Origin of the sequence: Streptomyces sp. AC550_RSS872, from assembly GCF_019049285.1 — a bacterium.
GTDB lineage: Bacteria > Actinomycetota > Actinomycetes > Streptomycetales > Streptomycetaceae > Streptomyces.
In genome coordinates this window covers 56,072-79,358 of the sequence record NZ_JAGMUL010000207.1, presented here as the reverse complement: position 1 = coordinate 79,358, position 23,287 = coordinate 56,072, and the positions used below count along the sequence as shown (strand labels likewise).

Here is a 23,287-nt window from a genome sequence, read left to right as displayed (position 1 = left end):
CGTCGCTCAGCCGGCCGCGTACACTTCCTCGGCGTAGCGGCCGTCCGCGATCAGTGCGTCGAGCCACAGCCCGGCGGCCGCGTCGTCGGCGCCCGGCCTGTGCTCCCGGTACAGCGTACGGAACGCCTCCCTCACACCCGGCGGCACCGCCCGGTTCGACGGTCCGCAGCGGGTGGGCGGCGCGGTCGAGCGCCTCGACGAGTGGGGGCGGGCGGTGCCGCCGTGGCCGGGATGCCGGTCGTCAGGACGGCGAGGATGATGAACAGGGTCAGCACTGATCCGGTGAGACACCGATTCATGATCCATTGCTTGGCCCCGGGCCGGTGGGGGCCATCCGGTGGCCCTCCGTCCCCGGGTGCGCACAACCACGGGGTGGCGGCGGGGGGTTTTCCTCGGCCCCGGGCACGCTCGGGCGCCCGGCCCGGCGTCCTGCGGGTGTCGACGATCACCAGCCCGGCCCCTTGCCGTAGCACGGCCGCTGCGATCACTCTGGGGGTCCTTGCGGACCGTTACGTTCCGCAAGCAGGGTGTGGGAAGCATCCTGTGGATGGAAGGGGAGCAGCCCGAGGATGCGAGAGGCACGCGAGGGGACGCCGGCCCGGGAGCGGCTGGCGAAGCTGCGCCGGGACCCCGTGGTGGTCCAGACGCTGCGTTCGGCGGCAGCGGCGACGATCGCCTACGTCATCGCGCTGCGCCTGAGCCCCGAGGCCGCACCGCTGACGGCACCCCTGACCGCACTGCTGGTCGTCCAGGTCACCTTCTACGCCACGCTCACCAATGGCATCCGCCGCGTGAACTCCGTGGTGGCCGGCGTCCTGGTGGCCATCGCCTTCAGCCTCCTGGTCGGCCTGACCTGGTGGAGCCTCGCCCTGCTGATCGTGGCTTCGCTGGCGGTCGGTCATCTGGTGCGCGTGAACGAGTACGTGCCCGAAGTGGCGATCAGCGCGATGCTGGTCCTCGGGGTCACGACCGTCGGCGACACCGCGTGGGCGCGGGTCGTGGAGACCCTGATCGGCGCGGTGGTCGGGCTCGGCTTCAATCTGCTGCTCGCGCCGCCGGTGTGGGTGGAGGAGGCCGGTGAGTCGCTGGAGGGACTGGCCCGCCGGCTGCGGCAGTTGATGCTGCGCATCGGCGAGGAGGCCGCCGGCCACACCCCGTTCGAGCAGGCCGCGGCCCGGCTGCACGAGGCGCGCCGGCTCGACCACGACATCGTCGAGGTGGACGCGGCGCTCCGGCAGGCCGAGGACAGCCTGCGGCTCAATCCGCGCGTGCGGGACAGCCTGCTGCACCGCGTGGTGCTGCGCACCGGGCTGGACACGCTGGAGATCTGCACGGTCGTCCTGCGGGTGCTCGCGCGCACCCTGACCGACCTCGCGAAGGAACGTGAACCCGAGCCGCTGTTCGCGAAGGAGACGGGCGCGGTCCTGGAGCAGTTGCTGTCCGAGATCGCCGACGCGGTGGTCAGTTTCTCGGTGCTGGTCACCACGCATGTCAGCAGCAACGCCGACGCGGCGGAGTCCCGGCTTGCCGCCGAGCTGCGCACCGCGGGGGGCACCCGCGACAAGCTCGCCCTGCTGCTGCGCGAGGAGGCCGAGCGCGAGGAGCGGCACTGGCAGCTGCTCGGCGCCGTGCTCACGGAGGTCAACCGCATCCTCGACGAGATGGACACCGAGCACCGCTCGCGCCGGCTGCTGGAGGAACTGGACCGCGTCTCGCAGGAACAGCGGGCCCGCATGCCGCGCCTGAATCGGCTGCGCGAGCGCATGGGTGTTCAGGAGCAGTTGTGGAACCGTACGGGGATCGGCGGACGTTCTTCGTGAGGGAGCGCCGGGACGAGGCCGGCGACGGGCCTTGGGGAGACGGCCGATGGGCGAGTCCGCCGTGCGGATCGACGGGAACACACTACGGCTGCCGGGCGGCGTGGCGGTGCGGTTCATCCGCACGCTGCGGCTGCCCGAGAAGGGCACGCATCCGCTGCCGCCGGGGCTCGGCGAGTTCCCGGTCCGACGGGTGGCGGACTACGCGGACACGGTTCCCGAGACGTGGCGGGCGCGCGGCGGTGTGATGCTGCCGGTCTACCTGCGCGAGGCGATGTGGCTCAGCTTCGGCGGCACGACCGAGCCGGCCGCCTTGCAGGTCGGCGTGGGCAAGGTGTGCGCGGTGTCGGGAAAGCCGTGGAGCGACCGGCTCGCCCGCAAGCCGCAGAACTACCTCGTACTGCCCCGGCAGCCCTGGCTGGACGGCATCAACTCCGGGAAGGGCACGGTCCGCCAGTTCGTCGCGGTGCCGCTCGGGCTGGGCGCGACCGTCGAGGGTCAGGTCACCGGCGAGGAGGTCTGGGGCGGCGTACAGCTCCAGTCCTTCGCGCTGCGGGAGCCGCTGCTGGAGCGGTGGCGCGAGGAGGAGCGGCGCCGGACGGAGCAGGCGCGGGCGATGCCGCAGTACGGCGGCTACGGCGCGGCCATGCCCATGGCCGCGCCGCCCGCCCCGGGCGCGGTCCCGGCGCCCGCCGCCGCTCCGGCGCGCGGCGTACGCCGCGCGGCCGCGGCGATGGGCCTGGGCGTGGGCGGTTCGATGCGCCAGGAGGTCTACGAGGACGACCGACCGCTGTCGGACTGGTCCGAGGCCCCCGCCGGCCGGGTCTTCGTCCATCTGGTGACGCCTCCGGAGTGGCGCCGTATCACCGGTGAGGCTCCCCCGCCGTCGCCGGTGGACCGGGCCGCGTACACCCGGGCGGGGCTGCCCTGGTTCGACTACTACGACCAGGACGCCGAGGATCTCGCGCCCACGGAGACGCTGGAGGCGGTGAAGCCGGTCGGTGACTGGCTCGGCGACGACCACGAGCCCTGGCAGGCGCCGACGCCGGGCCAGGTGAAGCCACTGAAGGACGCGCCGGGCAAGCCGGTGCAGGACGGGGACTGGTAGGCGGCGCGAGGCGCTCAGGGCCCGGCACAAAGAGACCGAGGAGCCCGAGCCCGCCGTCGCATTGCATATTGCGCAACGCGCGTTGCTTTTCTTGCGCTCGACGGGTGCTCCACGCCAAGGTTGCTGTCGCGACCACGACGACCGACGACCTGAGGTGTGGACATGGGCAGTGGTGGGCTGAGCAGGCGCCGTTTCGTCGGCACGCTCGCGGGATCGGCCGCGGGAGTGGCCCTCCCCGCGGCCACGGCGTGCGACGACGCGCCTGCGCCGGAGGACACGGCCGGCACGGCGGCCCCCGAGGCGACCACGCCCGGGACGCGTCCGAGTGCCCAGACCGAGAGCCGTGCCCCGTCCGGCCCGCGCCCCCTCTACCTCGGCACGTACACCTCCGTCGAGGGCGGCGGCAAGGGCATCGGGCTCGCCACGTACGACCCGGGCACGGGTCGCATCACCGGCACCGGCACGATCACGGACGTCGCCGACCCGTCGTATCTGGCACTGCATCCGGGCGGCCGGACGCTGTACGCGGTCAACGAGCGGGAGGACGGTGCCGTGACCGCGGTGCGTCTCGCCGACCGCAAGGTCCTGGGGAGCCGGAGCACCGGCGGGGCGGCGCCCTGCCATCTGTCGGTGCATCCGGGCGGGCGCTGGCTGCTGAGCGCCGACTACGGCACGGGCAGCGTGGCCGTGCACCCGATCGACGCATCCGGCGCGCTCGGCGAGCGCACCGACCTGGTGACGCACTCCAGCCCGCCGCCCGGTCCCGGCCAGGACGGCCCGCACGCCCACCAGATCATCACCAGCCCCGACGGCGGCCATGTGCTCGCGGTGGACCTGGGCACGGACACGGTGTACACGTACCGCCTCGACCAGAAGGCCGGCACGCTCTCCGAGGTCGCGCGAGCGCAGACGAAGCCGGGGGCGGGCCCGCGTCATCTCACCTTCCACCCGGGCGGCCGGTACGCGTATCTGGCCAACGAGGTGGACAACACCGTCGCTGTCTGCACATACGACCCCGGTACGGGCCGGGTGACCATCGGCGAGGAGCAGGAGACGGGGACGGGTTCCGGCACCAGCTACCCGGCGCAGATCGTGGTGACGCCGAACGGCCGTTACGCCTATCTCGCCAACCGGGGTCACAACAGCCTCGCGCGCTACGCGGTGGAGGCGAAGGGCGCCCGGCTCCGACTGCTCGGCACGGTGCCGGTGTCCGGGGACTTCCCCCGGCAGATCGCCCTCTCCCCGGACGGCGCGCTGCTGTTCGCCGCGAACCAGAGGTCGAGCACCGTGAGCGTCTTCCTCGTCGACGAGGAGAGCGGTGAACTGCGGCTCGCCGGCGAGCCGTTCGCGTCACCCGTCGCCGTCTGTGCGCTGCCGCTGTAGGGCGCGCGGGCAGGAGGCGGCGCTGGCCTGGGCGAGCAGGACGTGCATGCGTTCGGTGAGCTGCGCGACGTCGTCGGCGGGCCGGTGGAACGGCAGTCGTACGTCGCCGTCGGAGCGGGCGCGCTCGATGCGCAGCGTCAGTCCGTGCCGGTCGACGGCGAGGGGCTGGACGCGGACGGCGCCGTGCAGGCTGTCGGAGTCGACGAGGCGGGTGAGCCGCTCGACGGCGTCCGGATGGCAGTCGGCGAGGTGGGTGAGCAACCGGGCCTCTGCGGTGGTCAGCGGGTCGGGCGCGGCGGCGGCGAACTCGTCGAGGCCGACGACCACGGCTCCGGACGGTCGGCGCAGCACCACGCGGGTCGCCTGGAAGGCGAGTCCGCCGTCCGCGGGGGTGAACCAGCCGGACATCCAGAGCCGTGCGCGGATCCGCTTGCGCACCGGCACGGGGGCGACGTCGGCGAACTCCAGGACGGCGGACGGCTCTCCGCGGGGCGCGCAGATCGCCGCCGTGACGAGGACGCTGTCCTCCGGCACGTCCAGCAGGACGGCGCCGTCCTCGGTCACCGTGTGCGCGCCGACGAGTTCCTCCCGGCAGTTCTCCGCGGTCACCCCGCAGGACCACGCGCCGGCGAGCACCGACCGGGCCTGTTCCGCCGCGGAAGGTGCCGCCGTCCAGGCTTGGCTGTCACCCATCCCGTTCCTCCTTAGGTAAGCCTTGCCTAACCTACCGAAGATCCAGCCGCACGCCAACCGGCCACGGCGATACCGCGCGATCTCTTTGCGGGAGCTCAGGGGGTGATGACACCCAGCAGGGCACGGGCGCACAGGTCGCGCACCTGATCCCGGGCCAGGTCCGAGCCGCGCAGCCACTCCAGGCAGACGGCCGTGGTGAACGCCAGCCAGCCCCGTACGGCGAGCCGGACATCGGGCTGCCCCTCGAAGGCCGGGCCGAACTCGGGGTCCGCCGCCATCGCCGCGAGGATCTGCTTCTCCTGTGCGGCCAGGGCCTGTTGGTAGACCTTGCGCACGGCCTGGTCACCGGCCGCGTCGGCACGGTGGAAGGCGCGGTAGCCGTGGGCGTGGGCCTCGACGTACTCCAGATAGGTGTCGAGCCCCGCGGTCAGCTGTTCGCGGACCGGGATGCCGGGCACGGCCGCCGTCATCCGCAGCATGCGCTGGCTCTCCCGCTCGACGACCGCCGTGAAGAAGTCCCGCTTGGTGGGGAAGTAGTGGTAGAGCAGCCCGCGTGAGACGCCGGCGATCTCGGCGACCTGCTCGATCCACACCTCGTCGTACGGACTCTCCGAGAACAGCCGCGCCCCGACCGCGAGGAGCTGCTCGCGGCGCTCCTCGGTGCTGAGCCGGCGACGTGTGCGCTCACCCTGGTCCGCGGCCATGCCCGCACTTTACTTGACGTGGATTCAACAGCGGGACCAGACTGAAACGCGTTATTGAACTCACGTACAACGAGCTCAACGTGCCGCTGGATCAAGGGAGATCGCGTCATGGCGGAGGCAACGACCGGATCCGGGCTTCCGAAGGGGTTCCGCAGCGCCGAGCAGGGCTGGCCGGAGCTGACCCGCATCCCGCACCCCCCGCGCCGGCTCCCGCTGCTCGGCGATGTGCTCGGCGCCAGCAGGCGTACCCCGTTGCAGGACTCCCTGCGGTACGCCCGGCAGTTGGGGCCGATCTTCCGGCGCAGGGCCCTCAACCGGGAGTTCGTGTTCGTGTGGGGCGCCGCACTCGCCGCCGACATGGCGGACGAGGCGCGGTTCGCCAAGCACGTGGGCCTCGGCATAGCCAATCTGCGGCCCGTGGTCGGGGACGGACTGTTCACGGCGTACAACCACGAGCCGAACTGGCAGTTGGCGCACGACGTGCTGGCGCCGGGCTTCAGCCGGGAGGCCATGGCGGGCTACCACCCGATGATGCTGGCCGTGGCCGAGCGGCTGATGGACCACTGGGACCGCGCGGTGGTGACGGGCCGGGCGGTGGACGTGCCGGGTGACATGACCAAGCTGACCCTGGAGACCATCGCGCGCACCGGGTTCGGCCACGACTTCGGTTCCTTCGAACGGTCGCGTCCGCATCCCTTCGTGACGGCGATGGTCGGCACGCTCACCTACGCCCAGCGCCTCAACACCGTGCCGACGCCGTTCCTGCTCCGCCGCGCCGCGCGGCGCAACCAGGACGACATCGCCCGTCTCAACAGCACGGTGGACGACCTGGTCCGCGCCCGTACGGCGAGCGGCGGCGGGGACGGGGACCTGCTCGGCCGGATGCTGGAGACGGCACACCCGGAGACCGGCGAGCGCCTCTCCCCCGAGAACGTCCGCCGGCAGGTGATCACCTTCCTGGTGGCCGGCCACGAGACCACCTCGGGCGCGCTCTCCTTCGCCCTGCACTATCTCTCCCGGCACCCCGAGGTCGCCGAGCGCGCCCGTGCCGAGGTCGACCGTGTCTGGGGCGCCACCGCGACGCCCGGCTACGACCAGGTGGCGCGGCTGCGGTATGTGCGCCGGATCCTCGACGAGTCGCTACGGCTGTGGCCGACGGCGCCGGCCTTCGCCCGGGAGGCACGCAAGGACACCGTGCTCGGCGGGGACCATCCGATGCGGCGGGGCGCCTGGGCGCTGGTCCTCACGGCGATGCTGCACCGTGATCCCGAGGTGTGGGGCGCGGACGCCGAGCGGTTCGATCCGGACCGCTTCGACCCGCAGGCGGTACGGACGCGTCCGCCGCACACCTTCAAGCCGTTCGGGACGGGGGGACGGGCCTGCATCGGGCGCCAGTTCGCGCTGCACGAGGCCACGCTGGTGCTGGGCCTGCTGCTGCGCCGGTACGAGTTCGGGAGCGACCCGGACTATCGGCTGCGGGTGACGGAGCGCCTGACGCTGATGCCGGAGGGGTTGCGGCTGCGTCTGGAGCGGCGGTCGCCCGGCGCCGCGCGGACGGCGCCCGGCGACACCTCGTCCGAGACGGTCGAGGGGGCGGCGTCAGACGTCCGCTGTCCAGTGCACCGGGCGGCCGACTGAGGCGGGCAGCCGGGTGCCCGCGCTGCCGCGGGCGGCGTTCAGCTGGGGCTGGGTCAGAAAGAAGGCGCCGGTCAGGTCGGCGTCCTTGAGGTCGGCGTCGCGCAGGTCGGCACCGATGAGATCCGCGCCGCGCAGGTCGGCCCCGGTGAGGTCGGCGGCGATGAGGTAGGCGCCGCGCAGGTTCGCGCCGCGCAGGTCGGCGCCCCGCAGCCGGGCGCCCATCAGGTCCGCGCCCCGGCGGTTCTTCTTGCGGCCGCCGAACCCGGCCCGGGCCAGTTCGCTGGCCTTGAGCAGGAGGACGTTGACGTCCTGGCGGTGCGCGGCCACGTCCAGCACCGCGAGCTCGTCCGGGCTCTGGCGGGTGAGTTCCTCGGTGCGGTCCAGGATCTGACGCAGGTCGGCCTTCAGGGGACGGGCGGCGGGCAGGGTGAGCGCCTCGCTGAGGTACCAGAGCAGTTCGTGGAGCTGGCGGACGACGGGGAAGACGTCGAACATCTGCCGGGCGTGCTCCCGGGAGCCCGTGCGCCAGTCCTGGCCGCCGAAGGTGACCTGCGCGACCTTCTGGCCGGCGCCGAAGCAGTCGTAGACGGTGCAGCCGGTGAAGCCGGTCTGCCGGAGCCGGTCGTGGATGCCGCACCGGTGGTCGTCGCGCAGGTTGTGGCAGGGCTTCCCGGCCGCCTTGTCCACCGCGAAGTCGGCGGAGGCGGCGAAGGGCAGGGCCACACAGCACAGCCCGAAGCAGCTGGCGCAGTCGCCGCGCAGGTCGGCCCGGTCGAACATCTGATCTTGCATACCGTTCAGCATACGGAACAGATGAGCACCGATGAGTGTCCTGGCGGCCTGGAGCACTTCCTGCTCGGGGCGATCGTCGACAGCGGTCTGATCACGGGGTCCGGGACGAAGGTGTCGTCCAGCGGCGCCTCGTGGCGGCGTGTGCGCGAGCGCAGCAGGTCCAGCGTCGCTGCGGCTCAGCTTCGGCCGCGGTGCTTCTCGAAGCGGTCCGCCGGCAGGTCCGTGTCGTTCACCGGCTGAACAGTTCGAACGCCACGGCCGGCTTCCCGCCGAACCGCTCCCCCGTCGCCTCGGCGTTCGCGGTGAGGAAGCCGCGGGCGTATGTCTCCGGGTCCTCGTCCGTCAACGCCTTGATGTAAGTGCGGTGTTCGAGCAGCGAGCGCACCCCGCGCTCCAGACCGGTCGTCGCGTCCACCGCGTGCGTGGGTGTGCTGGAGCCGGCCACCGCGACCCAGCGGACGCCGTTCCACGGCTCCAGGCCCTGTGCTGCCAGCTCCGGGAAGATCCAGCGGTTGCCCGCGTCGCCGGCCGCGTCCAGCGTGGCGCGGCCGACGGCCACATGGTCGGGGGTGTTCCAGGCGACGCCGCCCCAGGTGTCCCGGTGGTTGAGCGTGATCACCAGCTCGGGCCGGTGCCGACGGATCGCGGCGGCGATGTCGCGGCGCAGGGCGGTGCCGTACTCGATCACCCCGTCCTGGTGGTCGAGGAACTCCACCGCCGACACGCCCACCACGGCGGCGCCGGCCCGCTGCTCGCGTTCCCGCAGCGGGCCGCACTTCGCGGGTTCCAGAGTGTCTATCCCGGCCTCGCCGCGGGTCGCGAGGACATAGGTGACCTCGCGACCGGCGTCGGTCCAGGCGGCGATCGCCGCCGAGCAGCCGTACTCGAGGTCGTCCGGGTGGGCGACGACGGCGAGCGCGCGCCGCCAGTCGTCCGGCATGGGCTTCAGCTGAGTGATCGTCGGCTCGGTCATGCCCGCACACTAACCGGTCACACTGACATCACGCTTCGTCACGGGTGAGGGCGAGCAGCCGGTCCAGGACACGGGGGCCACCGGCCCGTACGCCGTCGTGCTCGAACTCGTCGGTGACCCAGGTGCGCAGGCCCCGGATCGTACGGGCGGTGGCGAGGGAGTGGGCGGTGTCGACGTACATGTCGTCGTGGTAGACGGCCGCCGCGACCGGCACCTCGTTGGCGGCGAGGCGTGCCGGGTCGTACAGGGGTGTCCAGTCGGTGCGGGCGGCGAGGAGTTCGGCGGTCTCGCGCAGGGGGCGCAGCGCCGGGTCGCAGTCGAACATCCAGGGGTGGATGGTCTCGCCGGTGAACAGCAGCGGCCCGTCGCCGGCGAGGGCCTTGGCCGCGTCGAACTGCGGGAACTCGGCGCGCACGCGCTCGGCGGACCAGGCGGTGGGGCGGGTGTCCTGGCCGTAGATCGCCTCGTGGACGAGGGCGTACAGCGGGTGGCTCGCGTACGACAGCAGGCCCTGGACCTCCTCCTGGAAGGCGTCCGAGAGGGCCGGGCCGTGCGGGGTGCGCACGAAGGCGTCCTCCAGCAGGTAGTGCAGACGGTGGCTGCCCTCGCTGCCGCCGAGGACGATACCTAGGGACTGGAAGGCCTCGGCGGTGAGGCGGTAGCCGTTCGGCAGGACCACGTCGTGCGCGAGGAGGTGGTCGGCGATACGGCGGGCGCGCTCGACGTCCTGCGGGTAGCGGGCGTAGTGCGCGGCGACCTTGCTCTCGATGCGCGGGTAGGCCGCGCGGTAGACGTCGTCGGCGTGGGCGTCGAGGGAGGGCAGGCCACCGGTGATGACGGCTGCGGTCAGGCCTTCGGGGGCGCTGGAGAGGTAGTTGACGGTGCAGAAGCCGCCGAAGCTCTGGCCGAGGACGGTCCAGGGGGCGCCGCCGGTCACGTCCGCGCGGATCGCCTCGCAGTCGCGGACGATCGAGTCGGCGCGGAAGTGCGTGAGGTAGTCGGCCTGTTCGGCGGGGCCCCCGCGCAGCGGGAGCGTCTGGCGGTTGGCGGGGGTCGAGTGGCCGGTGCCGCGCTGGTCGAGGAGCAGGACGCGGTATTCCTTCAGCGCGCGGCCGAGCCAGGCGCCCTTGCCGACGAAGCGGTTCGCCCCGAAGCCGGGGCCGCCCTGGAGGTAGACCAGCCACGGCAGGTCCTGGTGCGCCTTGTCGGTGGCGACGACCTCACGGGCGTAGAGCTCGATCGTCTCGCCCTTCGGGGCGTCGTGGTCGAGGGGCACGATGAAGTGGCGGTCGGTGAGGACGACGCCGGGCTGGCGGTAGCTGACGGTCAACAGGGCTCCCGGGACGGAGGGTTTTCGGGCCGCGTCCCAGTTCAGCACATGTTCGTCCGTCGACCGACCCCCAGGATCATGAAATCGTACTGAACGGTCGATCAGCGGGCGGCGAGGCTGGACCGCCGTACCACGAGCTCCGGCTGAAGGACGACCCTGCGGTGCTCGTGCTTCTTCCCTCCGGCCTCCTCCTCCGTCTCCTCCAGCAGCATCTCCGCGGCGAGGGTGCCCATGGTGACGGCCGGCTGCCGTACGGAGGTGAGGGGGACGGCAGCGGCGGCCGCGAACTCGATGTCGTCGTAGCCGACGATCGCGAGGTCGTCGGGGACCTTGATGCCGGCCGCGTACATGGCCTGGAGGACGCCGAGGGCGAGCAGGTCGTTGGCGCAGAAGACGGCGGTGGGGCGGTCCGCGAGGCCGAGCAGGCGCGCGCCGGCGTCGCGGCCGGCGGCGACGTCGAGCCGCTCGGTGGGCAGTTCACGCAAGTGCTCGGGACCGAGGCCGGCCTCCTCCAGCGCGTTCAGGGCGCCGGTGCGACGGTCGCGGACCTGGTTCAGGCCGGGCGGGCCGCTGACGTAGGCGATGGAGCGGTGGCCGGCGTCGACGAGGTGGCGCACGGCGAGCGCGCCGCCCGCGACGTCGTCGACGGAGACCGAGCACTCGGTGGTGCCCTCGGCGACGCGGTCGACGAGGACAAAGGGGATGTGGTGCCGCCGGAACGTTTCGATGTTGCGGCCCGTGGCGTCGGCCGGGGTCAGCAGGACGCCCCGCACCCGCTGCTCGGCGAAGAGCGACAGATAGTCGGCCTCCTCACTCGCGCTCTGTGCGCTGTTGCAGACCATCACGCCGAGCCCGGCGTCGCGCGCGGTCCGCTCGGCCCCGCGCGCCACGTCGACGAAGAAGGGGTTGCCCATGTCGAGAACGAGCAGCCCCATGATCCTGCTGCGGCCCGCGCGCAGTTGGCGCGCGGACTCGCTGCGGACATAGCCCAGCCGGTCTATCGCGGACTGCACGCGCGCCCGGGTCTCGGTCGCGACCGCGTCCGGGCGGTTGATGACGTTCGAGACCGTGCCGACGGAGACTCCGGCGGCGCGGGCGACGTCCTTGATACCCACCGACTGGGTCATCGGGCAGGGACCTCCAGGGAGACGAGGGGCGGCGGGAAGGCACATTACCGTCAAGCCGCCCACAACGGCTGTGGTCAGACAGGAAGGCGGAAGTTGACGTTGCGCAGCGCCGAGGGCGTCGTACCGCTGGACTTCTCCTGGTACATGATCGACAGGAAGTTGTCCTGTGCGACACGGCTCTCGTCGATCACGACCTCGCCGAAGGCGTTGAGTCCGGCGGTGACGCCGTCGTACAGCACCGTCCAGTCGGTGTATCCGGAGGCCTTGGAGGCGCCCGCTATCCGGCAGAACGGGAAGATCGCATACGCGTTGTCGTATTTGTCAAGGATCAGCTTGGTGCGCTGGCTGGAGTTCAGCGGGACCGGGATCTCGGTCTTCTGCCAGGTGCCGGAGGAGTTCTTGCGGACATGGAAGGCGCGGCCGCTGGCGGTGCGGTCGGCGACGTAGTTCGTGGTGCACTGGCCGAAGCGGCCGGGAACATAGCTGATGATCGCGTGCGGCAGGCCGGCGGAGTCGGTGAACTGGCTCTCCTGGTTCATCAGGGAGTGGTCCGGGTTGAGCGCGTCGATCACCAGGCCGCCGTCGGTGACGGCGACCTTGTCGGAGCCGCCGGTGGTGCCGACCACGGCGCCCGCGTCGTTGCGCCAGGTGCGGCCGCGGTCGTCGGAGTAGACGTAGCCGGTGTCGTGGTTGGTGATGCCGCCGCCGTTGCACATCACGGCGCCGTTCTGCTCACGCCAGGTGAAGAACGAGTGCAGCCGGCCGTTCCTGTCGTAGTCGATGCCGTGCAGGTACATGTTGCGGGCGGTCGAGGAGCCGTGCTCGCTGGTGTAGGTGCCCGTGGAGCTGCTCCACTCCCCCAGGTTGGTCCAGGTCGAACCGTCGTACTCGGCAAGGGCGTTGCGGCCGTTGCCGGAGATGGCGACCCGGTAGCCGAGCTGGAGCTTGCCGTCGGGGGTGGAGACGAACTGGGGGTAGGTGAACTGCGAGGTGAGCGCGAGGCCGTCCAGGGTCGACTGGGGTGCGCCGAAGCGGCTCGTGGTCCAGCTCAGGCCGGCCGGGTTGTCCACGAGCCCGGCGACCGACTTGACGTAGGTGAACCCGTCGCTGTGCGAGTCCATGTTGAGGTGGAGACGGCCGTCGACCTTGGAGATCCCCATCGAGATGACGTTGTGGGAGTCGTTGTAGCGCAGGGTGTGGCCGACCTTGACCGTGGACCAGGTGCTGGAGCCGAGTGCGCGGCGGCCGACGACGGCGTTGCGGTCGGCGGTGTACCAGACGGCGTACTGGTAGCCCTTGTAGGTCAGCAGGCCGTTCTTCTGGAAGGAGTTGTTGTTGACCAGGCCGTCGTACGACACGAAGAAGATGGCCTGGGTGTCCAGCGTGGTGGTGCCGGTCGGAGTGACCGAGGGCCCGGGGTCGGCGGCTCGGGCGATGCCCGAGGTGAGGGCGGGGGTCATCACGGCTCCAGCGAGGGCGGCGCCCAGCAGCGTACGTCTCTTCATCTCAGGGGACTCCATTGTCGGCGAGGAGCGGGGAGCGGGAACGCGGGGGTCAGGCCAGGTGGAACACTTCGGTGAGCGGCTTCATGGCCTCGTCGGGTCGGGCGCCGTCCAGCGACTCGAAGAACGGCGCCATCTCCTTCTGCCAGCGGGCGTTGACCTCGGCGGCCTCCATGCCGGCCTGTGCGGCGGCGAAGTCCTCGGTCTCCAGGTAGCCGACCAGGAGGCCGTCCTCCCGCAGGAAGAGGGAGTAGTTGTGCCAGCCGGTGGCGGAGAGCGCTTCGAGCATCTCCGGCCACACGGCGGCGTGCCGCTCGCGGTACTCGTCCAGGCGGTCCTGACGGACTTTCAGCAGGAAGCACACGCGTTGCATCAACAACCCTCCAGATCCTAGAAGTTGAACTGGTCGATGTTCTTGGCGTCGAAGACGGTCGGCTTGCCGAGGCTGATCACGCCGTCCTTGCCGATGGTGTACTCGCCCATGGCGCCGGCCTTGAAGGTCTCGCCCTCCTTGCCGGTGATCTGCCCGGAGGACAGGGCGACGGCGGTACGCGCGGCCAGCTCGCCCAGCTTCGACGGGTCCCACAGCTCGAACGCCTCGACGGTGCCGTTCTTGACGTACTTGCGCATGTCGTTGGGGGTGCCGAGGCCGGTCAGCTTGACCTTGCCCTTGTACTTGGAGCCGGACAGGTACTGGGCGGCCGCCTTGATGCCGACGGTGGTCGGGGAGATGATCCCCTTCAGGTTCGGGTACTCCTGGAGCAGGCCCTGGGTCTGCTGGAAGGACTTCTGGGCGTCGTCGTCACCGTAGGCGACCTTGACGAGCTTGATGTCCTTGTACTTGGGGTCCTCCAGCTCCTTCTTCATGTAGTCGATCCAGACGTTCTGGTTCGTCGCGGTCTGCGCGGCGGACAGGATCGCGATCTCGCCCTTGTAGCCGATCTGCTCGGCGAGCAGCTGCACCTCGGTGCGGCCGAGGTCCTCGGCGGAGGCCTGCGAGACGAAGGCGTTGCGGCAGTCGGCGGTGGTGTCGGAGTCGTAGGTGACGACCTTGATGCCGTTCTTCATGGCCTGCTTCAGCGCGGTGCACAGCGCGCCCGGGTCCTGCGCCGAGACGGCCATCGCGTCGACCTGCTGCTGGGTGAGCGTGTTGACGTACGACACCTGGCCGGCGGTGTCGGTCGCGCTGGACGGGCCGACCTCCTTGTAGCTGGACCCCAGCTCCTTCAGGGCCGCCTCGCCGCCCTTGTCGGCGGAGGTGAAGTACGGGTTGTTGACCTGCTTGGGCAGGAAGCCGACGGTCAGGCCCTTCTTCAGCTCGGCATTCGGGTCGGCCTTGCCGCCGGTGGCGGCGGAGGCACCCTCGTTCTTGACGTCCTCCTTGGTGGTGCCACCGCAGGCGGTGACGGCCAGGGCGAGCGAGGTGACGGCGGCGAGGGCCGCGCAGGTACGGCGGGCGGATGCCTTGCGCATGGTGGGTTCCTTTTACGAAGGTGAGTGTGACGCGCCCCAAAGGGGCGCGGGGAACTGCGCGACCAGCCACATACGGCCGGAAGACGGAAGACGGCCTTGCTAGCGGAGCGCTTGCGCTCTGCGCCCGGCCCTGGCGACGGAGATCTGCCGAGCGACCCGGGGGCCGAGCACGGACAGGACCAGCAGTACGCCGGTGACGACGATCTGCGACTGGGCGGAGACGTCCTGGAGGCTCATGACGTTTTGCAGCGCGCCGAGCAGGAACACTCCCGCAATCGCACCGCCCAACGTGCCCTTGCCCCCGTCGAAGTCGATACCGCCGAGCAACACGGCAGCCACGACCGACAGTTCAAGCCCGGTGGCGTTGTCATAGCGAGCGCTCGCGTAATGCAGCGCCCAGAAGATCCCGGTGAGCGAGGCCATCAGCCCCGTCACCGTGAACAGGATCAGCTTCTGCCGCCTGACGCGGATCCCGGCGAACCGCGCCGCCTCCTCGCTCGCGCCGATCGCGAACAGCGACCGTCCGAACGGGGTGGCGTGCAGCGCGACCACGGCGACGGCGAGCAGGACCAGGAAGGGCAGGAGGGCGTACGGGATGAAGGTGTCGCCGATGCGTCCGGCCGCGAAGTCCAGGTACTGGGTGGGGAAGTCGGTCACCGCGTCGGAGCCGAGCACGATCTGTGCGATGCCCCGGTAGGCGGCGAGGGTGCCGATGGTGACGGCGAGCGACGGCAGTCCCAGCCTGGTCACCAGCAGACCGTTGATCAGTCCGCACACCACACCGAGCGCCAGGCAGACCGGGATGATCGTCTCGATCGTCATGCCCTGGTTCCACAGGGCGCCCATCACGGCGCCGGAGAGACCGGCGGTGGAGGCGACCGAGAGATCGATCTCGCCCGAGACGACCAGGAGCGTCATCGGCAGGGCGATCATCGCGATCGGAAGGGTGTTTCCGATCAGGAACGACAGGTTGAGGGCGTTCCCGAAACCGTCGACCGTTCCGAAGGACAGCAGGAGCACGACGATCAGCAGCGCGCCGACGGCTGAATCCCACCTTTTCAAGGCGGACCAGCGGATCGCTCGGCTCAGGGAGAAGTCAGCCATGGCGGGCGTTCCTCTTCTTCAGTGCGTTGGCCACGCGCAGCGCGACGATCCGGTCGACCGCGATGGCGAGGATGAGCAGGATGCCGTTGATGGCGAGGACCCAGACGGAGCTGACGCCGAGGGCGGGCAGCACGCTGTTGATGGAGGTCAGCAGCAGTGCGCCGAGTGCCGCGCCGTAGACGCTGCCGGAGCCGCCGGTGAAGACGACGCCGCCGACCACGACCGCGCTGACGACGGTGAGTTCATAGCCGTTGCCGGTGCCGGAGTCGACGTTGCCGAACCGGGCCAGGTACATGGCGCCCGCGAGTCCGGCGAGCGCACCGCAGAAGGTGTACGCGGCGAGGATCCGCTTGCGGACGGGGATGCCGGCGAGGCGGGCGGCCTCGGGGTTGGAGCCGAGGGCGTACAGCTCGCGGCCGCTGCCGTAGTGCTTGAGGTAGTACGCGGTGGCCACCAGGACGGCGACGGCGATCAGCGCCAGCCAGGGCACCGCGGAGATGCCACCGGAGCCGAAGTCGACGAAGCCGTCCGGCAGGTCGGCCGCGGTGATCTGGCGGGAGCCGACCCAGATGGAGTCGATGCCGCGGATGATGTAGAGCGTGCCGAGGGTGACCACCAGCGCCGGCACCTGGCCGAGGCTGACGAGCAGGCCGTTCAGCAGGCCGAAGCCGACGCCCATGAGGATCGCCAGCAGCACGGCGACCACCGGGTTGCCGCCGCCCTGGAGATAGGTACCGGCGGCGAAGGCGCTGACGCCGAGCGTGGAGCCGACGGAGAGGTCGACGTTCCTGGTGATCACCACCAGGGACTGGCCCGTGGCGACCAGGACGAGGATCGTCGCGTTCAGCAGCAGGTCCTTGATGCCCTGCTCGGTGAGGAACTGGCTGTTGCCGAGCTGGGTGACGACGATCATCACCAGGAAGACGGCCAGGATGGCGAGTTCGCGCATCTTGAAGACGCGGTCGACGAGGCGGGTGCCGCTGGACTTGGGTACGTCGGTGACAGGTGCCTCGTCGGGAGTGGTCACCGTCATGCGGCGGCCCTCCCCGTTGCTGCGGCCATCACGGTTTCCTCGGTGGCTTCGGAGCGGGGGATCTCGGCGGTCAGGCGGCCCTCGTGCATCACGAGCACGCGGTCGGCCATGCCGAGGATCTCGGGCAGGTCGGAGGAGATCATCAGGACGGCCACGCCGTCGGCGGCCAGCTCGCTGAGCAGCCGGTGCACCTCGGCCTTGGTGCCGACGTCGATACCGCGGGTGGGCTCGTCGACGATCAGCACCCTCGGGCCGGTGGCGAGCCACTTGGCGAGGACGACCTTCTGCTGGTTTCCGCCGGACAGGGTGTTCACGGTGTCGGCGATCCGCGCGTACTTGACCTGGAGCTTGACGGCCCAGTCGAGGGAGCGGCTGCGTTCGGCGCCGCGGTCCATCAGCCCGGCCCTGACGGTGGTACGAAGGCCGGTGAGGCCGATGTTGCGCTCGATGGACATGTCCATCACCAGACCCTGCGCACGCCGGTCCTCGGGGACCAGGGCGAGGCCGGAGGCCATGGCGGTGGACGGGGCGCCATTGGTGAGCTTGCGACCGTCCACCTCGACCTCCCCGGCGTCCCAGCGGTCGATGCCGAACACGGCCCGGGCGACCTCGGTACGGCCGGCGCCGACCAGTCCCGCGAGGCCGACGATCTCGCCGCGCCGTACGTCGAAGGAGACGTCGGTGAAGACGCCTTCGCGGGTCAGCCGGCGCACGCTCAGGGCGACCTCGCCCGGCTTCACGTCCTGCTTGGGGTACAGCTCGTCGAGGTCACGGCCGACCATCCGGCGGACGAGGTCGTCCTCGGTCATGCCGGCCAGCGGCTCGCTGGCGATCCAGGCGCCGTCCCGCAGGGTGGTGACCCGCTTGCAGATCCGGAAGATCTCCTCCAGCCGGTGCGAGATGAACAGGACGGCGGCGCCCTGCTCGCGCAGGGTGCGGACGACCCCGAAGAGCCGGGCGACCTCGCTGCCGGTGAGGGCGGCGGTCGGCTCGTCCATGATGAGGACGCGGGCGTCGAAGGAGAGCGCCTTGGCGATCTCGACGATCTGCTGGTCGGCGATGGACAGGCCGCGCGCGGGGCGGTCGGGGTCGAGCTCGACGCCCAGGCGCCGCATCAGGGCCAAGGTCGCGTCGTGGGTGGCCTTGTGGTCGATCCGGCCGAGCGCGCGCCGTGGCCGGCGGCTCATGAAGATGTTCTCGGCGATCGACAGGTCGGGGAAGAGAGTCGGCTCCTGGTAGATGACGGCGATGCCGGCGTCGCGGGCGTCGCCGGGGCCGTGGAAGACAACCGGCTCACCGTCGAGCAGCACCTGGCCGGCGTCCGGCCGATGCACCCCGGCGAGGGTCTTGATGAGGGTCGACTTGCCCGCGCCGTTCTCTCCGGCGAGGGCGTGCACCTCCCCGGGAAACAGCTCCAGGGAGACGTCCCGCAGGGCACGGACCGCGCCGAAGGACTTCGAGATGTCCCTGAGCGCCAGAACCGGGGCCGGACCCGTGGTGGACGGGTGGGTCATGGGGGCTCCTCGACGACGCCGGCGGGACGGCCCTCTCGACGTCGTGAAAGGTTTCAACTTGGTTGCCGGGACGTTAGGCACGGAGTGCATGTCACGTCAATGGGTCCGTGTCGAAAAAGTTTCGATGAACAAAGGTCACGAGGGAGTCACGAGAATCAGCCTTGACTGCGGGGGTTGACACCCCTTCGGGCGACTCATACGTTCCCGTCTTGAATCGTTTCACGGCGAGACGGTTCAGATGTCTACCGTCCGACTACCGTCCGACTTCCGTCCCGACGTCACAGGAGCCCTCAGTGACCGAGCTCGCCGCGGTGAAGGCCGCACTCAAGACCCAGGCAGTCGAAACGCCGTCGTGGGCGTACGGGAACTCGGGGACGCGGTTCAAGGTGTTCGCCCAGCAGGGCGTGCCCCGCACGCCGCGGGAGAAGCTGGAGGACGCGGCCCAGGTGCACGCGTTCACGGGTGTCGCGCCCACCGTCGCCCTGCACATCCCCTGGGACAAGGTCGACGACTACGCGGCGCTGGCCAAGTTCGCCGAAGAGCGTGGCGTGAAGCTGGGCGCGATCAACTCCAACACCTTCCAGGACGACGACTACAAGCTGGGCAGCATCTGCCACCCGGACGCGGCGGTGCGGCGCAAGGCCGTCGATCATCTGCTGGAGTGCGTCGACATCATGGATGCGACGGGCTCCGCCGATCTGAAGCTGTGGTTCGCGGACGGCACGAACTATCCCGGGCAGGACGACCTTCGGGCGCGGCAGGAGCGGCTGGCCGAAGGGCTGGCCGAGGTGTACGAGCGGCTCGGGGACGGGCAGCGGATGCTGCTGGAGTACAAGTTCTTCGAGCCGGCCTTCTACTCCACGGACGTCCCGGACTGGGGGACGGCGTATGCGCACTGCCTGAAGCTCGGCGAGAAGGCGCAGGTCGTGGTCGACACCGGGCACCATGCGCCGGGGACCAACATCGAGTTCATCGTCGCCACGCTGCTGCGGGAGGGCAAGCTCGGGGGGTTCGACTTCAACTCGCGGTTCTACGCGGACGACGACCTGATGGTGGGGGCCGCGGATCCGTTCCAGTTGTTCCGGATCATGTACGAGGTCGTGCGTGGGGGTGGGTTCTCGCCCGACGTCGCGTTCATGCTCGACCAGTGTCACAACATCGAGGCGAAGATTCCGGCGATCATCCGGTCGGTGATGAATGTGCAGGAGGCCACGGCGAAGGCGTTGCTGGTCGACCGGTCGGCGTTGGCCGCGGCGCAGGCCTCTGGTGATGTGCTGGAGGCCAATGCCGTGCTGATGGACGCGTACAACACGGATGTGCGGCCGTTGCTGGCCGAGGTGCGGGGGGAGATGGGACTCGATGGCGACCCCATTGCCGCGTACCGCCGGTCCGGGTGGGCCGAGAAGATCGTGGCGGAGCGGGTTGGTGGGGAGCAGGCCGGGTGGGGGGCGTGATTACTGCGTCTCGTCTGCCGGGTTCGACCGGTTGCAGGCTGCGGGCCGTCTGTGGCCGATCGCGCCCACGCGGCGGTAGCCGCAAGTTCAGCACAGCCCCGCGCCCCTAGGTAAGTGCACTTCCCCTCTCTCATAAGGACTGGACGTTCATGGCAACCCATCCCGAGGCCGCCGCTCTCCTCTCCCGATCCCACCGGCTCGGCTCCGACCCCCGCAACACGAACTACGCCGGCGGAAACGCGTCCGCCAAGGGCACCGGCACCGATCCCGTCACCGGTGGTGACGTCGAGCTGATGTGGGTCAAGGGGTCCGGGGGTGACCTCGGGACGCTCACCGAGGCCGGGCTCGCCGTGTTGCGGCTGGATCGGATGCGGGCGCTGGTCGATGTCTACCCGGGGGTCGAGCGTGAGGACGAGATGGTCGCCGCCTTCGACTACTGCCTGCACGGGAAGGGTGGGGCGGCTCCGTCCATCGACACCGCCATGCACGGGCTCGTCGAGGCGGCGCATGTCGATCATCTGCATCCCGACTCCGGTATCGCGCTAGCCTGTGCCGCCGACGGGGAGAAGCTGACCGCCGAGTGTTTCGGGGACAGCGTGGTGTGGGTGCCGTGGCGGCGGCCCGGGTTCCGGCTCGGGCTGGACATCGCCGCCGTGAAGGAGGCGAACCCGCAGGCCATCGGGTGCATCCTCGGTGGGCACGGGATCACCGCGTGGGGCGACACCTCCGAGCAGTGCGAGCGGAACTCGCTGCACATCATCCGGACCGCCGAGAAGTTCCTGGAGGAGAAGGGGAAGGCCGAGCCCTTCGGAAGCGTCGTCGAGGGATACGAGGCTCTGGCCGAGGGCGAGCGGCGGGAGCGGGCGGCGGCGCTGGCGCCGTATGTGCGCGCGATTGCCTCGCAGGACAGGGCTCAGGTCGGGCACTTCAACGACTCCGACGCGGTGCTGGAGTTCCTGGCGCGGGCCGAGCATCCTCGGCTGGCCGCGCTGGGGACGTCCTGCCCCGATCACTTCCTGCGGACCAAGGTACGGCCGCTGGTGCTGGATCTGCCGCCGACCGCGCCGCTCGACGAGGTCGTCGCCCGGCTGAAGGAGCTGCACGCCGAGTACCGCGAGGAGTACGCCGCCTACTACCAGCGGCACGCCCTGCCCGACTCCCCCGCCATGCGGGGCGCCGACCCGGCGATCGTGCTGGTTCCGGGCGTCGGCATGTTCAGCTTCGGCAAGGACAAGCAGACCGCGCGGGTCGCGGGTGAGTTCTATGTCAACGCCATCAATGTGATGCGCGGGGCCGAGGCCGTCTCCACTTACGCGCCCATCGAGGAGTCCGAGAAGTTCCGGATCGAGTACTGGGCGCTGGAGGAGGCCAAGCTTCAGCGGATGCCCGAGCCCAAGCCGCTCGCGACCCGGGTCGCCCTGGTGACCGGGGCCGGCAGCGGGATCGGGAAGGCCATCGCACAGCGGCTCGTCGCCGAGGGCGCGTGTGTGGTCGTCGCCGATCTCAACTCCGACAACGCCCAGGCCGTCGCCGAGGAGCTGGGCGGGCCGGACAAGGCCGTCGCGGTGGCCGTGGACGTCACGTCCGAGGAGCAGATCGCCGACGCGTTCAAGGCTGCCGTGCTCGCCTTCGGCGGTGTGGATCTGGTCGTCAACAACGCCGGAATCTCCATCTCCAAGCCGTTGCTGGAGACCTCGGCCAAGGACTGGGACCTCCAGCACGACATCATGGCGCGCGGTTCGTTCCTCGTGTCGAGGGAAGCCGCGCGCGTGATGATCGCTCAGGAGCTGGGGGGCGACATCGTCTACATCGCCTCCAAGAACGCCGTCTTCGCCGGACCCAACAACATCGCCTACTCGGCCACCAAGGCCGACCAGGCTCACCAGGTGCGGCTGCTGGCCGCCGAGCTGGGTGAGCACGGCATCCGTGTCAACGGGATCAACCCGGACGGTGTCGTGCGGGGGTCCGGGATCTTCGCCGGTGGCTGGGGAGCCAAGCGGGCCGCCGTGTACGGGGTCGAGGAGGAGAAGCTGGGCGAGTTCTACGCCCAGCGCACCATCCTCAAGCGCGAGGTGCTGCCGGACCATGTCGCGAACGCCGTGTTCGCCCTGACCGGCGGGGACCTGACGCACACCACCGGGCTGCACATCCCGGTCGACGCCGGCGTCGCGGCCGCCTTCCTGCGATGAGCACGGGCGTGAAGTCGTACGCCGCGGTCGACCTGGGCGCCTCCAGCGGGCGTGTCATGGTCGGCCGCGTCGGCCCGGACTCGCTGGAGCTGAGCGAGGCCCACCGCTTCCCGAACCGGCCGGTGCGCCTGCCGGAGGGGCTGCGCTGGGACGTGCTCGGGCTGTACGCGGGACTGCTGGACGGGCTGCGGGCGGCCGGGCAGGTCGACTCCGTCGGCATCGACAGCTGGGCCGTGGACTACGGGCTGCTGGACGCCGACGGGGCGCTGCTCGGCAATCCCGTGCACTATCGCGACTCCCGCACGGAGGGGGTCGCGCAGAAGGTGTGGGCGACCGTCCCGGCGGCGGAGCTGTACGGCGCCACCGGGTTGCAGTACGCCCCCTTCAACACCCTGTACCAGCTGGCGGCCGCCCGGGGTTCCACTCAACTGTCTTACGCCGAACGGCTGTTGCTCGTCCCGGATCTGCTGACGTACTGGCTCACCGGCGAGCAGGGCACCGAGCTGACCAACGCCTCCACCACCCAGCTGATCGATCCGCGGACGCGGGACTGGTCGTACGACGTCGCCTCGCGGCTGGGCATCGACCTCGGCCTGTTCGCACCGCTGCGGCAGCCCGGCGATCCCGCTGGGATGCTGCGCGGCGAGGTGCTGGAGGAGACCGGGCTGAGCGGGCCGGTGCCGGTGACGGCGGTCGGTTCGCACGACACCGCGTCCGCCGTGGCCGCAGTCCCGGCCGACGGCGAGCGGTTCGCGTACATCTGCACCGGCACATGGTCACTGGCCGGCCTTGAGCTGAACGCCCCCGTTCTGACCGAGGAGAGCAGGGCCGCCAACTTCACCAACGAGCTGGGGCTGGACGGCACGGTCCGGTATCTGCGCAACATCATGGGGCTGTGGCTGCTCCAGGAGTGCGTACGGGCCTGGGGCGAGCCCGATCTGGGCGCGCTGCTGCTCGACGCCGCCAAGGTGCCGGCGCTGCGGTCGGTCGTGGACGCGGGGGACGCGGCGTTCCTGGCGCCGGGGCGGATGCCGGAGCGGATCGCCGAGGCGTGCCGCACCTCGGGGCAGCCGGTGCCCGTCTCGCCCGCCGAGATCACGCGCTGCATCCTGGACTCGCTCGCCCTCGCCCATCGCAGGGCGATTGCCGACGCCCAGCGGCTGGCCGACCATCCGGTCGACGTCGTGCACGTCGTCGGGGGCGGTACGCGTAACGCCCTGCTGTGCCGGCTGACCGCCGACGCGTGCGGGCTGCCTGTGGTGGCCGGCCCGACCGAGGCCGCCGCTCTCGGGAACGTCCTGGTCCAGGCGCGGACCCACGGGCTGGTCGGCGATCTCGCCGACGGGCGGCGTCTGCTCACCCGTACGCAGCCGCTGACCCGGTACGAGCCTCAGGGGGACGCGGCGCGCTGGAGCGAGGCGGAGGCCCGGCTCGCCCGGGGGTGAACCTCACC

At 70.8% G+C, this 23,287-nt stretch carries 21 protein-coding genes; 8 read left to right on the top strand and 13 right to left on the bottom strand.

Annotated features, from left to right (window positions below; all coding sequences use genetic code 11):
• Positions 1 to 6: 6 nt before the first annotated feature.
• The gene (locus KUM44_RS47060; RefSeq protein WP_302186128.1) at positions 7 to 135 is read right to left on the bottom strand and encodes a hypothetical protein; all 129 of its coding nucleotides are present in this window, start codon (positions 133 to 135) and stop codon (positions 7 to 9) included.
• A 434-nt stretch (positions 136 to 569) separates the two neighbouring features.
• Between KUM44_RS47060 and KUM44_RS43235 the strand changes: the two genes are divergently transcribed.
• The 3 genes from KUM44_RS43235 to KUM44_RS43225 all read left to right on the top strand — a co-directional run bounded on the left by KUM44_RS43235 (position 570) and on the right by KUM44_RS43225 (position 4,308).
• On the top strand, positions 570 to 1,820 hold the full coding sequence (locus KUM44_RS43235; RefSeq protein ID WP_217215241.1) for an aromatic acid exporter family protein: 1,251 nt from the start codon (positions 570 to 572) through the stop codon (positions 1,818 to 1,820).
• Positions 1,821 to 1,866: 46 nt separating this feature from the next.
• Positions 1,867 to 2,925, top strand: coding sequence for a hypothetical protein (locus KUM44_RS43230; RefSeq protein ID WP_217215240.1), 1,059 nt, complete (start codon positions 1,867 to 1,869; stop codon positions 2,923 to 2,925).
• Between the two features lie 162 nt (positions 2,926 to 3,087).
• Positions 3,088 to 4,308 carry a lactonase family protein gene (locus tag KUM44_RS43225; RefSeq protein ID WP_217215239.1) on the top strand — a complete coding sequence of 407 codons (1,221 nt, stop codon included), beginning with the start codon at positions 3,088 to 3,090 and terminating at the stop codon, positions 4,306 to 4,308.
• On the opposite strand, the gene KUM44_RS43220 is transcribed toward KUM44_RS43225, so the two are convergent.
• Together KUM44_RS43220 and KUM44_RS43215 are read right to left on the bottom strand one after the other, a co-directional pair.
• Positions 4,276 to 5,001: a DUF2470 domain-containing protein gene (locus KUM44_RS43220; protein WP_217215238.1), complete on the bottom strand. Its 726-nt coding sequence runs from the start codon at positions 4,999 to 5,001 to the stop codon at positions 4,276 to 4,278. The two genes, KUM44_RS43225 and KUM44_RS43220, sit on opposite strands and share 33 nt — an antisense overlap.
• A 95-nt stretch (positions 5,002 to 5,096) precedes the next feature.
• Complete coding sequence (locus tag KUM44_RS43215; protein ID WP_217215237.1) at positions 5,097 to 5,705, bottom strand: TetR/AcrR family transcriptional regulator; 609 nt, start codon at positions 5,703 to 5,705, stop codon at positions 5,097 to 5,099.
• Positions 5,706 to 5,813: 108 nt separating this feature from the next.
• On the opposite strand from KUM44_RS43215, the gene KUM44_RS43210 reads away from it, so the two are divergent.
• On the top strand, positions 5,814 to 7,343 hold the full coding sequence (locus tag KUM44_RS43210; RefSeq protein ID WP_217215236.1) for a cytochrome P450: 1,530 nt from the start codon (positions 5,814 to 5,816) through the stop codon (positions 7,341 to 7,343).
• Here KUM44_RS43210 and KUM44_RS43205 read toward each other — a convergent pair.
• Positions 7,305 to 8,135 (bottom strand): pentapeptide repeat-containing protein, encoded by an 831-nt coding sequence (locus tag KUM44_RS43205; RefSeq protein WP_254390967.1) that lies wholly within the window; start codon positions 8,133 to 8,135, stop codon positions 7,305 to 7,307. The genes KUM44_RS43210 and KUM44_RS43205 overlap by 39 nt on opposite strands.
• A gap of 21 nt (positions 8,136 to 8,156) precedes the next feature.
• Here KUM44_RS43205 and KUM44_RS47890 point away from each other — a divergent pair, with 21 nt between their 5' ends.
• A complete protein-coding gene (locus KUM44_RS47890) occupies positions 8,157 to 8,375 on the top strand; it encodes a hypothetical protein (protein WP_217215234.1) in 219 nt (72 codons plus the stop codon).
• Here the strand turns inward: KUM44_RS47890 and KUM44_RS43195 are convergent.
• The 9 genes from KUM44_RS43195 to KUM44_RS43155 all read right to left on the bottom strand — a co-directional run bounded on the left by KUM44_RS43195 (position 8,365) and on the right by KUM44_RS43155 (position 18,191).
• Positions 8,365 to 9,108: a PIG-L deacetylase family protein gene (locus KUM44_RS43195; RefSeq protein WP_217215233.1), complete on the bottom strand. Its 744-nt coding sequence runs from the start codon at positions 9,106 to 9,108 to the stop codon at positions 8,365 to 8,367. The two genes, KUM44_RS47890 and KUM44_RS43195, sit on opposite strands and share 11 nt — an antisense overlap.
• Before the next feature lie 28 nt (positions 9,109 to 9,136).
• A complete protein-coding gene (locus KUM44_RS43190) occupies positions 9,137 to 10,438 on the bottom strand; it encodes an alpha/beta fold hydrolase (RefSeq protein WP_217215232.1) in 1,302 nt (433 codons plus the stop codon).
• A 101-nt stretch (positions 10,439 to 10,539) separates the two neighbouring features.
• Positions 10,540 to 11,565, bottom strand: coding sequence for a LacI family DNA-binding transcriptional regulator (locus KUM44_RS43185; RefSeq protein ID WP_217215231.1), 1,026 nt, complete (start codon positions 11,563 to 11,565; stop codon positions 10,540 to 10,542).
• A gap of 74 nt (positions 11,566 to 11,639) precedes the next feature.
• Positions 11,640 to 13,070, bottom strand: a complete 1,431-nt coding sequence (locus KUM44_RS43180) for a BNR repeat-containing protein (RefSeq protein WP_217215230.1) — start codon at positions 13,068 to 13,070, stop codon at positions 11,640 to 11,642.
• A gap of 49 nt (positions 13,071 to 13,119) precedes the next feature.
• Positions 13,120 to 13,440, bottom strand: coding sequence for an L-rhamnose mutarotase (locus tag KUM44_RS43175; protein WP_217215229.1), 321 nt, complete (start codon positions 13,438 to 13,440; stop codon positions 13,120 to 13,122).
• Between the two features lie 17 nt (positions 13,441 to 13,457).
• Entirely contained in the window at positions 13,458 to 14,540 is a 1,083-nt protein-coding gene (gene rhaS, locus KUM44_RS43170; RefSeq protein WP_217215228.1) for a rhamnose ABC transporter substrate-binding protein, read from the bottom strand.
• A gap of 99 nt (positions 14,541 to 14,639) precedes the next feature.
• The gene (locus KUM44_RS43165; RefSeq protein ID WP_217215227.1) at positions 14,640 to 15,644 is read right to left on the bottom strand and encodes an ABC transporter permease; all 1,005 of its coding nucleotides are present in this window, start codon (positions 15,642 to 15,644) and stop codon (positions 14,640 to 14,642) included.
• Positions 15,637 to 16,677 carry an ABC transporter permease gene (locus KUM44_RS43160; protein ID WP_217215226.1) on the bottom strand — a complete coding sequence of 347 codons (1,041 nt, stop codon included), beginning with the start codon at positions 16,675 to 16,677 and terminating at the stop codon, positions 15,637 to 15,639. Before KUM44_RS43160 ends, KUM44_RS43165 begins: the two co-directional genes overlap by 8 nt.
• Entirely contained in the window at positions 16,674 to 18,191 is a 1,518-nt protein-coding gene (locus KUM44_RS43155; RefSeq protein ID WP_217215225.1) for a sugar ABC transporter ATP-binding protein, read from the bottom strand. Before KUM44_RS43155 ends, KUM44_RS43160 begins: the two co-directional genes overlap by 4 nt.
• 293 nt (positions 18,192 to 18,484) lie before the next feature.
• Here KUM44_RS43155 and rhaI point away from each other — a divergent pair, with 293 nt between their 5' ends.
• From rhaI to KUM44_RS43140, 3 genes are all read left to right on the top strand, one after another.
• Complete coding sequence (rhaI, locus tag KUM44_RS43150) at positions 18,485 to 19,645, top strand: L-rhamnose isomerase (RefSeq protein WP_217215224.1); 1,161 nt, start codon at positions 18,485 to 18,487, stop codon at positions 19,643 to 19,645.
• A gap of 149 nt (positions 19,646 to 19,794) precedes the next feature.
• Positions 19,795 to 21,834, top strand: a complete 2,040-nt coding sequence (locus KUM44_RS43145) for a bifunctional aldolase/short-chain dehydrogenase (protein ID WP_217215223.1) — start codon at positions 19,795 to 19,797, stop codon at positions 21,832 to 21,834.
• Entirely contained in the window at positions 21,831 to 23,279 is a 1,449-nt protein-coding gene (locus tag KUM44_RS43140) for a rhamnulokinase family protein (RefSeq protein ID WP_217215222.1), read from the top strand. The genes KUM44_RS43145 and KUM44_RS43140 overlap by 4 nt, the downstream gene beginning before the upstream one ends.
• Positions 23,280 to 23,287: the final 8 nt, after the last annotated feature.